Origin of the sequence: Rhizobium sp. LjRoot30 (assembly GCF_964253915.1) — a bacterium.
In the GTDB taxonomy this organism is placed as follows: domain Bacteria; phylum Pseudomonadota; class Alphaproteobacteria; order Rhizobiales; family Rhizobiaceae; genus Metarhizobium.
This window is the reverse complement of sequence record NZ_CAXUSG020000002.1, coordinates 209,147-220,944: the sequence shown is the minus strand read 5'-3', so window position 1 is coordinate 220,944 and position 11,798 is coordinate 209,147. Positions and strand designations below refer to the sequence as shown.

10 protein-coding genes and 1 tRNA gene are annotated in these 11,798 nt (G+C 62.2%); 3 read left to right on the top strand and 8 right to left on the bottom strand.

Going from position 1 to position 11,798, the window contains the following annotated elements; translation table 11 throughout:
- Positions 1–63 precede the first annotated feature (63 nt).
- Together ACSQ3I_RS05025 and ACSQ3I_RS05020 are read left to right on the top strand one after the other, a co-directional pair.
- Positions 64–1,113 carry a methionine ABC transporter ATP-binding protein gene (locus ACSQ3I_RS05025; protein WP_435996635.1) on the top strand — a complete coding sequence of 350 codons (1,050 nt, stop codon included), beginning with the start codon at positions 64–66 and terminating at the stop codon, positions 1,111–1,113.
- A complete protein-coding gene (locus ACSQ3I_RS05020) occupies positions 1,110–1,769 on the top strand; it encodes a methionine ABC transporter permease (protein WP_435996634.1) in 660 nt (219 codons plus the stop codon). Before ACSQ3I_RS05025 ends, ACSQ3I_RS05020 begins: the two co-directional genes overlap by 4 nt.
- A gap of 99 nt (positions 1,770–1,868) precedes the next feature.
- On the opposite strand, the gene ACSQ3I_RS05015 is transcribed toward ACSQ3I_RS05020, so the two are convergent.
- Both ACSQ3I_RS05015 and ACSQ3I_RS05010 read right to left on the bottom strand, forming a co-directional pair.
- Positions 1,869–2,915, bottom strand: a complete 1,047-nt coding sequence (locus ACSQ3I_RS05015; RefSeq protein ID WP_435996632.1) for a substrate-binding domain-containing protein — start codon at positions 2,913–2,915, stop codon at positions 1,869–1,871.
- 120 nt (positions 2,916–3,035) lie between these two features.
- The gene (locus tag ACSQ3I_RS05010) at positions 3,036–4,394 is read right to left on the bottom strand and encodes an LLM class flavin-dependent oxidoreductase (protein WP_435996630.1); all 1,359 of its coding nucleotides are present in this window, start codon (positions 4,392–4,394) and stop codon (positions 3,036–3,038) included.
- A 307-nt stretch (positions 4,395–4,701) separates the two neighbouring features.
- Between ACSQ3I_RS05010 and ssuD the strand changes: the two genes are divergently transcribed.
- Complete coding sequence (ssuD, locus tag ACSQ3I_RS05005) at positions 4,702–5,871, top strand: FMNH2-dependent alkanesulfonate monooxygenase (protein WP_435996628.1); 1,170 nt, start codon at positions 4,702–4,704, stop codon at positions 5,869–5,871.
- A gap of 176 nt (positions 5,872–6,047) precedes the next feature.
- Here the strand turns inward: ssuD and ACSQ3I_RS05000 are convergent.
- From ACSQ3I_RS05000 to ACSQ3I_RS04975, 6 genes are all read right to left on the bottom strand, one after another.
- Positions 6,048–6,137 (bottom strand) — tRNA-Ser (locus tag ACSQ3I_RS05000).
- A 206-nt stretch (positions 6,138–6,343) separates the two neighbouring features.
- The gene (locus ACSQ3I_RS04995) at positions 6,344–7,849 is read right to left on the bottom strand and encodes an aldehyde dehydrogenase (protein ID WP_435996627.1); all 1,506 of its coding nucleotides are present in this window, start codon (positions 7,847–7,849) and stop codon (positions 6,344–6,346) included.
- 20 nt (positions 7,850–7,869) lie between these two features.
- The gene (locus ACSQ3I_RS04990; RefSeq protein WP_435996625.1) at positions 7,870–8,658 is read right to left on the bottom strand and encodes an ABC transporter permease; all 789 of its coding nucleotides are present in this window, start codon (positions 8,656–8,658) and stop codon (positions 7,870–7,872) included.
- Positions 8,659–8,668: 10 nt separating this feature from the next.
- Positions 8,669–9,538 (bottom strand): ABC transporter permease, encoded by an 870-nt coding sequence (locus ACSQ3I_RS04985; RefSeq protein ID WP_435996623.1) that lies wholly within the window; start codon positions 9,536–9,538, stop codon positions 8,669–8,671.
- Positions 9,535–10,641, bottom strand: coding sequence for an ABC transporter ATP-binding protein (locus ACSQ3I_RS04980; RefSeq protein ID WP_435996621.1), 1,107 nt, complete (start codon positions 10,639–10,641; stop codon positions 9,535–9,537). The genes ACSQ3I_RS04985 and ACSQ3I_RS04980 overlap by 4 nt, the downstream gene beginning before the upstream one ends.
- Before the next feature lie 85 nt (positions 10,642–10,726).
- Positions 10,727–11,785 (bottom strand): ABC transporter substrate-binding protein, encoded by a 1,059-nt coding sequence (locus ACSQ3I_RS04975; RefSeq protein ID WP_435996619.1) that lies wholly within the window; start codon positions 11,783–11,785, stop codon positions 10,727–10,729.
- Positions 11,786–11,798 lie beyond the last annotated feature (13 nt).

The window sequence follows — 11,798 nt, the reverse complement described above, 5'->3', positions numbered from 1 at the left end:
GGCGACCCCTTTCGATGAAAGGGGTCGCTTTCGTATGTCGGCAGTCCTGCGGGAGACATGTGTATGAGCTATCAAGACGGATCGCAGGGAACTGCGGTCGAAAATGCGACCGGCGCGCCTGTCGTCGAACTGGTCGATGTCCAACGGCATTTTGGCGCGACCCCGGCGCTCGACGGCGTATCGCTGTCGGTCCAGAAGGGTGAAATCCTCGGCATCATCGGCCGCAGCGGCGCGGGAAAATCGACGCTGATCCGCTGCCTCAATGGTCTGGAGCGGCCGGATTCCGGCTCGGTCATCATCGAGGGCCAGGATATCGCCAAGCTGCCGGAATCGGCATTGCACCCGCTGCGCCGCCGCATCGGCATGATCTTCCAGCATTTCAACCTGCTCTCGGCCAAGACCGTGATCGAAAATGTCGCGCTGCCGTTGAAAATCGAGGGCAGGGGACGCGCCGAACGCCTGACCCGCGCGGCGGAACTGCTCGATCTCGTCGGCCTCTCGGACAAGCGCGACGCCTATCCGGCGCAGCTCTCCGGCGGTCAGAAGCAACGGGTCGGCATCGCCCGGGCGCTGGCGGCGCGACCCTCGCTGCTCCTCTCCGACGAAGCGACTTCGGCGCTCGACCCGGAGACGACGCGGTCGATCCTCGACCTGCTGAAACGCATCAACCGTGAACTCGGCCTGACGGTCGTGCTGATCACCCACGAGATGGAGGTGGTACGCGCCATCGGCGACCGTGTTGCCGTCATCGACAAGGGCAAGATCGTTGAGGAAGGGCCGGTCTGGTCCGTTTTCTCCAATCCTGCCGCCGATATCACCCGCCGGCTGCTGGCCGGCATCCTGCCGGAACTGCCGGCGCATCTGGCAGCGACCCTGCCGCCCGGTACACGGCTGGTGCAGGTCGATTTTGCCGGCAATCTCGATGACGGCCGGCTGGTGCTGGATCGCTCCTCGGAAAGCCGTGCCTTCCGCATTCTGCATGGCGGGGTGGATTACGTGCAGGAGCGGCCAGTCGGTCGCTTCTTCATCGCGGTCAACGATACGGCCGACCTCGATCCCTTTCTTGCAACAGTGCGCGCCAGCGGCGCCCGCGCGGAGGTTCTCGTCCGATGAGTTCCGTGATGATCGATCTCTTCATTCGCTCCTTCTTCGAAACGCTGATCATGACAGGCGCTTCGGGCATCATCTCGCTTGCGGCCGGGCTGCCGCTCGGATTGCTGCTGATCATGACCGACCGGGGCGGAATTGCCGAAAACCTCCGGATCAACCGCACGCTCGGCATGGTCATCAACGGGTTTCGCGCCGTTCCTTTCATCATCCTGCTGGTGGCGCTGATCCCGCTGACGCGGCTGATCGTCGGCACATCGCTCGGCACGGCCGCCTCCATCGTGCCGCTGTCGATTGCCGCGACACCCTATTTTGCCCGCATCGCCGAAGTGTCCCTGCGCGAGGTGGACAAAGGGCTGGTCGAAGCCGTACGCGCCATGGGCGGCAACCGCTGGACGATCATCCGCGAGGTGCTGATCCCCGAAGCGCTTCCCGGCATCGTCGCCGGCTTCACGGTGACGCTGGTGACGCTGATCGGCGCATCGGCTATGGCCGGAGCGATCGGGGCCGGCGGCCTCGGCGACCTGGCGATCCGCTATGGCTACCAGCGCTTCGAAACCGGCGTGATGATCGCTGTCGTTGCCGTGCTGATCCTGCTGGTCTGCGGCGTGCAATGGCTCGGCGACCGGCTGGTGAACCGCCTCGACCACCGGGCGCGCTGACCCCGGAACGGTTGGCAAACAATCAGGCATAGACAAAAGAAGCCGGGACGGCGTTATCTCCGTCCCGGCTTCTCTATTTCTTTGCGAAACGGCTACGGGTCAGAACGCTGCAGCCGGTATCCACGATGCCGTTGCCGCCGTACTGGTGGAGAAGGCCGGGATTTTTGCGGCCAGGTCCTCGATGGTGTTCACGCCCGCCTCGCGCAATTGCTGCTGGGTCACCAGAACCGGCTCGACGACGATCTGTTTCGGCACCGCTTCCCCGGCAATCTGCAGCGCTGCCGCCCGGATCGAAACCGCGCCGACGACGGCGGGGTTGGTCGCAGCCGTCGCCACCCAAGGGCTGCCGGCTTCGACGATTTCCTGAATATCCGCCGTGGAAATATCGGCGGAATAGATCTTCAGTTTTTCAGAAATGCCGAGATCGGCTGCCGCCAGCTTTACGCCGCGCGCAAACTCGTCATAAGGCGCGAAGACGACCGAGATATCCGGATTGGCACGAAATGCCGCCTTGGCCTGGTCAGCCGTCGTCGTTGCGGTCGTATCGCTGACATTGCCGAAACGCGCCTTCTCGGCGATGCCGGGATTTTCCTTGCGGACGCGCTCCCAGACCTCGTTTCGCCGGTCGAGCGGGGCAAAACCCGCCACATAGACGTAACCGGCATTAAACGACGTGCCGTTGTCGGCAATCGCTCTTTCCAGGGCGATTTCCGCCAGCTTGTGGTCACTCTGCTCGACCTGCGGAACCTGCGGATTGTTGAGGTTGACGTCGAAGGCGATGACCTTGATGCCCTTGTCCAGCGCCTGCTGCACGACGTCGGTCAGCGATTCCGGCACGCCGTGGTCGATGATGATGCCCTGGACGCCGAGATTGATCGCCTGGACGATCTGTTCGCGCTGTTCGGCGGCATTCTGGCGACCGGGGAAAATGCGCAGATCCGCGCCCAATGCCTTGGCCTGCGCCTCGGCGCCGGCCTGATAAGCCTGGAAGAAATCGCCGGCGGAGATGTAGCTTATGAGCGCCAGCTTGACGTCGCCTTTGTCGAACGGCGCCGGTGCCCCGGCAAGGCCCTCGGCGCTGGCGCCGCATGCAATCGAGAACAGAGTGAAAGCGGTGGTGGCGGAAAGGACCAGTTGTCTTCTCATGAACGTGCTCCACACAGAGATTGAAACCACGTCCCAATTAGAAATTAAATCTACAAAATTAGTAGATAATTATCTCCAAACTCTCGCCGTTTTGAGGAAAAGAATGCCCGCGAACCCGTGTCAAACGAAGCGGAATCCATGCCCGTAATGCCGCTCGTTGAGACGATCCCCGTCACCGAACAATTTCTGGCGCAGCGACCCATCGGCATATTCACTCTTGTAGGCGCCGCGGTTCTGCAGTGCCGGAACGACGATCTCGACGAAATCCTCGAAACTTTCAGGCACGACGGCGCGGGCGAGATTAAAGCCGTCAATGTCGCCTTCGTCTGCCCAGCGGATCAGTTCCGCCGCAACCTTGTCGCCATCACCGACGATCAGCGGATAGCGGCCGCCGATAGCAAGCTCGTTCAACAGTTTCCGCTTGGTCCAGCCCTTCTGGCGGGCCATCTGGTTGACCGACTGGATGGCATTGCCGATACCGTAATCGATCGGATCGTCCAGTCCGAAAGGCGAGACATCGATGCCGCTGCCGGCGGAAAAATGCGCCAGTCCGGCTTCGGGGCTGGCATAATCGAGATAATCGGCAAGCTTGTCCTGCGCTTCCGCTTCCGTCCGGCCGGGAACGACGGTGATGCCGACGAAAATCTTGATGTCGTTACCATTGCGACCGGCAGCCGTAGCCTCGTCCCGCAGCGCCCGCGCGGTAACGCGCGCGGCGGCTGGATCGCTGGCGCCGATGAAGATGCATTCGCCATGACGGGCGGCGAACTTGCGGCCGCGCCCGGATGTGCCGGCCTGATAGAGCACCGGCGTGCGCTGCCGCGAAGGTTCGGCCAGATGGTAGCCTTCGGAACGATAGAACGGCCCGTCATGGCTGATCTTCCGCACCCGTTCCGGATCGCTATAGACACGGCCTGCCTTGTCGAGGCGCACGGCATCGTCCGCCCAGCTTCCCTCCCATAGCTTGTACAACACGTCGAGATAGTCGTCCGCCCGGTCGTAGCGATTGTCATGTTCCGCCAAACCGTCCTGGCCGAGCGCGCGGGCGGCACTGTCGAGATACCCGGTGACGACGTTCCAGCCGATCCGTCCCTCCGTCAGATGATCGAGCGTCGACATGCGTCGGGCAAATGTATAGGGCTCCTCGGTGCTGGTGTTGACGGTGACGCCGAAACCGAGATTGCGGGTAACGCTCGCCATCGCCGTCACCAGTGGGATCGGGTCGTTGACCGGCAGCTGCACCGATTCGCGCAGCGTCACCGAAACGGACTGCTGATAGATGTCGTAGACGCCGACGATATCCGCCAGGAAAATCCCGTCGAAGAGGCCGCGCTCCAGCGTTCTTGCCAGATCGGTCCAATAGGAAAGCGTCTTGTATTGATGCGAACGGTCGCGCGGATGCGCCCAGAGGCCGTGATTGATGTGGCCGACGCAATTCATGTTGAATGCGTTGAGAAGAATTTGTTTGCGTCCGGGCATCGATGCTTATTCCTGTGGCAAGTGAGAGCCATTGAACATACCGTGTCGTTCCGGTCGGGTGCCATCGGCACTGTCGCAACCGTTCGGCCGATATGTCCACCAGCCGCACTTACGATACCGGGCTATCGGGCAGCCGTCCCGACAGGATTTTCTCCTCAACTGCCGAAATGCGGCAGAATATTTCTTATAAAAGTTATAGATTTTATTATCTTCCTCTGACGCCATGAGGACAAGGAAGGCAGCGACGCTGCTTTTCCAGGTGTCACCCGTTTCGGCAGGCCGCCGACGAAAAGAACGAGCAGCACGAATGACCACTTCCGCAAAACCGCTTGATTTCCTTTGGTTCATCCCGAGCTCCGGCGACGGTTCCTATCTCGGGTCGGACGATCTGAGTCGGCCGTCCGACCCGGCCTATTTTCGCGAGATTGCCACGGCCGTCGACCGGCTGGGATATTCCGGTGTGTTGATCCCCGTCGGCGCTGCCTGCGAGGAATCCTTCGTGCTGGCGGCCAACCTTGCCGCCGTCACCGAAAAGCTGAAATTCCTTGTGGCGATCCGTCCCGGCACGGCGACGCCCGCCTATTACGCCCGCCTCGCATCGACCCTCGACCGTGTTTCCAACGGCCGCCTGCTGCTCAACATCGTCGTCGGTGGCAGCGCCCAGGAACTGGCCGGCGACGGCATCTTCCTGCCGCATGACGAGCGCTACGACCACGCCGACGAATTCTTCAAGGTATTCAACGAGCTGATCGAGACTGGAAAATCGACGCTCGACGGCAAATACATCAAGGCGATCGACGCAAGGCTCGGCCTGCCGCCGGTGCAGCAGCCGCGCCCGCCGATCTATTTCGGCGGTTCTTCCGATGCAGCGATCGATTTTGCCGGCGGTATCATCGACAAATACCTGACCTGGGGCGAACCGCCGGCGCAGGTGGCCGAAAAGGTCGCCTCCGTCCGCAAGGCCGCCGCGAAGCATGGCCGTCAGGTCAGCTTCGGCATCCGCCTGCATTTCATCGTCCGCGAAACCGACGACGAAGCCTGGGCGGCCGCCGACCAGCTGATCTCGAAACTCTCCGACGAGACTATCGCCGCAGCCCAGGAGGTCTTCAACAAGAATTCCGATTCTGTCGGTCAGGCGCGCATGGTCGCCCTGCATCAGGGACGCCGCGACAAGCTGGAAGTGTCGCCGAACCTCTGGGCCGGCATCGGCCTGGTGCGCTCCGGCGCCGGCACGGCCCTTGTCGGCTCGCCAGCCACCATCGCCGCCCGCCTGAAGGAATACCAGGACATCGGCATCGACACCGTCATCGCCTCCGGATATCCGCATCTCGAAGAGGCATATCGGGTTTCGGAACTGCTGTTCCCGGCAATCGGCCTGCCCGGCCCCCGCAACCAGCTCCGCTCTTCCTTCGGAGCAACGCAAGTTTTCGGCGGTGGTGGCCATGGCGGCAATGTCAAGCTGGCTTCGGGTTCGTGATCTAGCGGATCAGGTCTGTCCGTTTTCGGATAATTGACGAAGCAGAAGATTTCTCCTGCGCTATGCCCGGCCCTGTGCCGGGCATTTTTTTAACGTCAGATATGCTCTCTATCGTCGATGATTTGAGTGGAGTGACCTATCCTAGGCCAAGCCCGGAGACGGCGTTGTGAAGACATTGGCGGAAGAGGTGGGATTCGAACCCACGGTACGGTTTCCCGCACGCCGGTTTTCAAGACCGGTTCCTTAAACCACTCGGACACTCTTCCGTTCAGGTGAACTGGTTTAGCCTGGAGCGTTTTGAGACGCCCGTTTTCGGCGTCGCGGCCGATTTGCTACCCATTTCGTCTACGGGTGGCTTTTTAGCAGCTTTGGTTGCCGCGTCAACCTGCTCGGATCGGCGGAGAGCGGGCCAAAATTCTTCGCCGGCAGTTCGAAAGGTCGCGCGGACAGCTTTCCGCGCGACCTCGCATTTTTATCCAAGGTTTACCCAGACCGATTTCGTCTGGGTGTACTGGGTGAGCGCTTCCAGGCATTTGTCGCGGCCGTTGCCGGTCTGCTTGTAGCCGCCCCAGATGGAGGTCATGTCGCCGTGGTCGAAGCAGTTGACCCAGACGACGCCGGCTTCGATGTCGCGGGCGAAGAGGTGCGCCTTCGAGATGTCGCGGGTCCAGATCGAAGCCGCGAGGCCATAGACGCTGTCGTTGGCGATTTCGATGGCATCCTCCGTGCCGTCAATCGGGATGATGGTGGCGACCGGGCCGAAGATTTCTTCGCGGGCGATCTGCATCGAGTTGTTGACACCGGTGAACAGCGTCGGCTCGACATAGGCGCCGGAGGGCGCCGAGGCGAGCGTACCGCCGCCGAAGCGCAACGCGGCGCCTTCCTTGCGGCCGATGTCGATGTAGCTCAGGACGCGTTTCTGATGCGACGACGTGACCAGCGGGCCGATGGTCGTCGACGGGTCGAGCGGATCGCCGAGAACGAAGTTTTCGCGGGTCCGCGCGGTGAAGCGCTCGACGAAGTCGTCGTGGATGTTCTTCTGCACGAGGATGCGCGAGCCGGCGTTGCAGACCTCGCCCTGGTTGCCGTAGATGCCGTTGACGGCGTAGGTGACGGCGGTGTCGAGGTCGTCGTAATCGCCGAGGATGATCTGCGGGGTCTTGCCGCCGCATTCGGTCGACACCCGCTTCATGTTCGACTGGCCGGAATAGATCATCAAGAGCTTGCCGACTTCGGTGGAGCCGGTGAAGGCGATCTTGTCGACGTCGTTGTGCAGCGCCAGCGCCTTGCCCGCTTCCTCGCCGAGACCGTGAACGACGTTGAGCACGCCCGAGGGACCGCCGGCCTCGATGAACAGTTCGGCCAGCAGGTTGGCCGAGAGCGGCGATTGTTCAGCCGGCTTGAGCACGACGGAATTGCCGGTCGCCAGCGCCGGGCCGAGCTTCCAGGCGGCCATCATCAGCGGGTAGTTCCACGGCACGATGAGGCCGACGACGCCCAGCGGCTGGCGCAGGATGTAGTGCAGGGCGCTGGCGGTGGTCGAGGTTACCGCGCCTTCGATCTTGTCGATGGTTTCGGAGAAGAATTTCAGCGACATCACCGAGCCGGGGATGTCGATGTTCATCATGTCCATGACCGGCTTGCCCATATCAAGGCTGTCGAGCACGGCGAATTCTTCCGCATGCGCCTCCACGAGTGCGGAAAATTTTTCGAGTACGGCCATGCGGGCGCGCGGATCGAGGCGCGACCAGCTGCCGGATTTGAACGCCTTGCGGGCCACGGCCACGGCGCGGTTGATTTCGGCCTCGCCGCCGCGGGCGACTTCGGTGATCGTAGCACCCGTGGCCGGGTTGATGGTCGGGAAGGTGCGGCCGTCGGCCGAGGCGACATAGGTGCCGTCGATGAAATGCTGCGTGCGGAATTTGAGCGTTCCGGCTTTCGCCTGCCAGAAATCGCGGGTGTAGGTGGCGCTGTCCATGCTGTTCTCCCTTGGATGGATCAGGTTGGGCGTCGCTCGCGCAGGAGCGTGACGGAAAGGATGATGAGGACGAAGGAAGCGGCAACGATGACCGTGCCGACCGCGTTGATCTCCGGCGTGATGCCGCGCCGCAGCGTCGAATAGATGTAGATCGGCAGCGTCACCTCGCGGCCCGTCAGGAAGTAAGTGACGGGGATTTCGTCGAAGGATAGCGTGAAGCACAGAAGCGCCGAGCCGATGATCGAGCTGCGGATCGTCGGCAGGGTGACGCGCCGGAACGTCTCCACCGGCGTGGCGCCGAGATCGGCGGAGGCTTCCAGCTGGCGCCGGTTGATCTTCGCAAGCCTTGCCATCACCTGCGAGACGACCACGCCGAGCAGGGCGGTGGCATGGCCGATGACGACGGCCGTCAGGCTCTGGGGAATCCCGATCTGCTTGTAGAAATTCAGCATCGCGATGCCGGTGACGATGCCCGGCAGACTGAGCGGCAGCAGGATGGCATTCTGGAACAGGCGCTTGCCGGGGAATTCGTAGCGGTCGAGTGCTATTGCTGCGGTGACGCCAACGACGACGCTGAGCGCCGTGGCGCAGACCGCGACGACCAGGCTGTTCCAGAGTGCCCGCAGCATCTGTTCGTTGGCGAGGAAAGTCTCGTACCAGTGCAGAGTGAAGCCGGCGAGCGGGAAGGAGGTGACCTTGCTGTCGTTGAACGAGAAGAGGACCAGCATGACGATCGGCAGGTAGAGGAAGGCAAGCACCGCAAGGCTGAAGCCGACCATTCCGCGCTGCCACCATTTCAGGGCGTGCATATCGGTCTCCTCACGTCAGTTCGACACGGCCGGCCATGTCGAGGCGGCTCGATATCTGCAGGAGCACAAGCACGATCACCAGCACCAGCGTCGCCAGTGCCGAGCCGAGCGGCCAGTTGAGGGCTGCGCCAAACTGCGTCTGCAGCAGGTTGGCGACCATCGTGCCATCCGGGCCGCCGACCAGAACCGGAGCGACGAAATCGCCGAAGGCAAGGCAAAAGGTCATCGTCGACCCGGCGATCACGCCGCCGAGCGACAGCGGGGCGATCACCTTCCAGAAGGTCATGAACGGGCCGACGCCGAGATCCTCCGATGCCTCGATCAGCCGGCGCGGGATGTTGTCGAGGACGGTAAACAGCGGCATGACCATGAACGGCACGAAGATATAAATCAGCGTGATGACCATGGCGGTCTGGTTGTAGAGGAAGATATCGAGCGGGGCGGAGACGATGCCGGTCGAGACCAGCAGCGAATTGAGGGCGCCGTCCGTGCCGAGAATGATCTTCCAGGTATAGGCGCGCAGCAGGTAGGAGACCCAGAGCGGCACGACGACCGACATGTAGAGCAGGTTGCGCAGCGCTGCCGAGCGGATGGTGAAGACGAGAAAGTAGGCGAGCGGAAAACCGAGCGCCAGCGCACCAAGCGTTACCAGCGCGGCGATCTTCAGCGTTCTCAGGATAACCGTGGTGTATTGCGGATCGGAAAAGATCTGCGCGTAGTTTCCGAACTGGAAGTCGGGATAGAACAAAGGAAACTGCCGGGTCCAGAAGCCGACCGAGATCATGATGCCATAGGGCACGACGAGGAGCAGCAGAACCCAGGCGAGCGGCATCGAAAACAGCGCGGCAAAACCCGGAAAGGTGCGGCGGGTCAGCGTCATGGGTTCTTCTCCCCGGTAAACACCATGACATCGGCGGGATCGATGCGGAAAATCAGCCGGCTGCCGGGGGCGATGCTGGAAACGGCGGCCACGGCGGTGCGGGGCAGTTCGGTGAAAATCGACCTGTCGATGCCATCGGCCGTCAGTTCGAGGCGCAGGCGATCGCCGTGGAAGAGGTTTTCTTTGACCGTAAGCACAAGCGTGTTGGCGACATCGGGGGCGGAGGGAAGAAGCCGTTCGGGTCGCATTCCCAGAATGACGTTTTTCGCATTGGCGGGGATGGCGGCGCCGCGCCGGGAGCGGATGATCGTGCCGTCGCCGATGCGCAGGGCGATCTCGTCGCCGTCGCGGCCGATGACCTGCCCCTCCAGCAGGTTGGTGGCACCGATAAAATCGGCGACGTAAGGCGTGGCGGGATTGTCGTAGAGATCGGAAGGCGAGCCGATCTGGGCGATGCGCCCGGCATTCATCACGACGATCCGGTCGGACAAGGCCAGAGCTTCCGTCTGGTCGTGGGTCACCATGACGAAGGTGATGCCGAGTTCGCGGTGCAGGCGCTTGAGCTCCACCTGCATGCCTTCGCGCAGCTTGACGTCCAGTGCCGACAGTGGTTCGTCGAGCAGGAGAACGCGCGGACGGCGCACGATGGCGCGCGCCATGGCGACGCGCTGGCGCTGGCCGCCGGAGAGTTCGCCCGGGCGGCGGTGCGTCAGTCCTTCGAGGCCGACCATCGCCAAAGCCTCGGAGACGCGGGCCTGTCGCTCGGCCTTCGGGATGTTGTTGGATTTGACGGAGAGGCCGTAGGCGATGTTTTCGGCAACGCTCATATGCGGGAACAGCGCATAATCCTGGAAAACGGTGTTCACCGGCCGCCGATAGGGCGGGCGTTCGGTCACGTCCTGACCCTCGATGCGGACACGGCCAGCACTGGCCGCCTCGAAGCCGCCGATCAGCCGCAGCGTCGTCGTCTTGCCGCACCCAGACGGGCCGAGCAGCGTCACGAATTCCCCCTCTTCGACCTGCAGGTCGGTCGGATGCAGGGCGGTGAAAACGCCATAAGTCTTCGCGACGCGTTCAAGCGCCACGATCGGAGTGGAAGTCATCGGTTCCCCAGTATTTGTCTTTGTTATGACTGGCTTGTGTGTGGCAGCGGGCGCTGCCTAGCGCGCCCGCACGCCCAGTTTAGGATCAGGGTGCCGCCTTCACAGCGTTCCAGACTTCCAGGTACTTGTCGAGGCGTTTCGGCTGCTGCCACATCACGAGGCTCTTGACGAACTCGATATTGTCGACCTGGCGGTCCTTCTTCATCTGCTCGTCCATGCAGCCGGCGACGGCTTTCGGATTGACCGGGAAGTAGCCGGTCGACTCGGCGATGCCGCACTGGCCGTCAGGCGACTGCATGAAGGACATGAACTTGTAGGCGCATTCCTCGTTCGGCGTGTCCTTGACCAGCATCATCGAGTCCATCCAGCCTTCCGCCTTTTCCTTCGGCGTGAATTCGACGACCTCGAAACCCTTCTTCAGATTGTTGACGTCCTTGGAGGTCAGGCCGGTCCAGGCGTTGGAAACAAAAACTTCCTGGTTGGCCATCAGTTCGGTCAGTTCGCCGGCGGATGCCCAATATTTGCGGATCAGCGGCTTCTGCTCGATCAGCTTGGCCTTGACCGCTTCAAGCTGCTCGTCGGTGAGGTCGAAAACATTGTCATAACCGAGGTAGCGGGCAGTCCAGTACAGCGCCGACTTGTCGTCCCAGAGCGAGATCTTTCCCTTGTTGGCGGGATCGAACAGCACGGCAATGCTGTCCGGCGTGGTGGCGAACTTGTCCGGCCGGTAGATCAGTGACACCGATCCCCAGATCAGCGGCACGGCCCAGCTCGAGCCTTCCGCCACCACATCACCGTGCTGGGAAAATTCCGGGTAGATGTCGGCGTTGCCTTCGACCTTTGCCGTATCGATGGGCGCGACGAAACCGGCAAGCCGCATCATCGGCACGGTGTCGAGCGACGGGGTGATGATGTCATAGACACCGCCGCCGGCGGCCAGCTTGGCGGCGAAATCGTCATTGGAACCGACATAGGCGGCGGTTACCTTGCAGCCGGAGGCGGCCTCGAACTTGCCGATGAAACCTTCGGCGGCATAACCCTCCCAGGTCAGAATATTGAGTTCGGCAGACATTGCCGTCGCCGTCTGCGCCAGTACGCTGGCGGTCGCCATGGCGGCGATCAGGGCGGTTTTCAGTATTTTCATGCTCATTCCCCTT

Coding starts and splice junctions, on each gene's coding strand:
- ACSQ3I_RS05025 (WP_435996635.1), top strand. CDS start 64: ATGAGCTATCAAGACGGATCGCAGGGAACTGCGGTCGAAAATGCGACC.
- ACSQ3I_RS05020 (WP_435996634.1), top strand. CDS start 1,110: ATGAGTTCCGTGATGATCGATCTCTTCATTCGCTCCTTCTTCGAAACG.
- ACSQ3I_RS05015 (WP_435996632.1), bottom strand. CDS start 2,915: ATGAGAAGACAACTGGTCCTTTCCGCCACCACCGCTTTCACTCTGTTC.
- ACSQ3I_RS05010 (WP_435996630.1), bottom strand. CDS start 4,394: ATGCCCGGACGCAAACAAATTCTTCTCAACGCATTCAACATGAATTGC.
- ssuD (WP_435996628.1), top strand. CDS start 4,702: ATGACCACTTCCGCAAAACCGCTTGATTTCCTTTGGTTCATCCCGAGC.
- ACSQ3I_RS04995 (WP_435996627.1), bottom strand. CDS start 7,849: ATGGACAGCGCCACCTACACCCGCGATTTCTGGCAGGCGAAAGCCGGA.
- ACSQ3I_RS04990 (WP_435996625.1), bottom strand. CDS start 8,658: ATGCACGCCCTGAAATGGTGGCAGCGCGGAATGGTCGGCTTCAGCCTT.
- ACSQ3I_RS04985 (WP_435996623.1), bottom strand. CDS start 9,538: ATGACGCTGACCCGCCGCACCTTTCCGGGTTTTGCCGCGCTGTTTTCG.
- ACSQ3I_RS04980 (WP_435996621.1), bottom strand. CDS start 10,641: ATGACTTCCACTCCGATCGTGGCGCTTGAACGCGTCGCGAAGACTTAT.
- ACSQ3I_RS04975 (WP_435996619.1), bottom strand. CDS start 11,785: ATGAAAATACTGAAAACCGCCCTGATCGCCGCCATGGCGACCGCCAGC.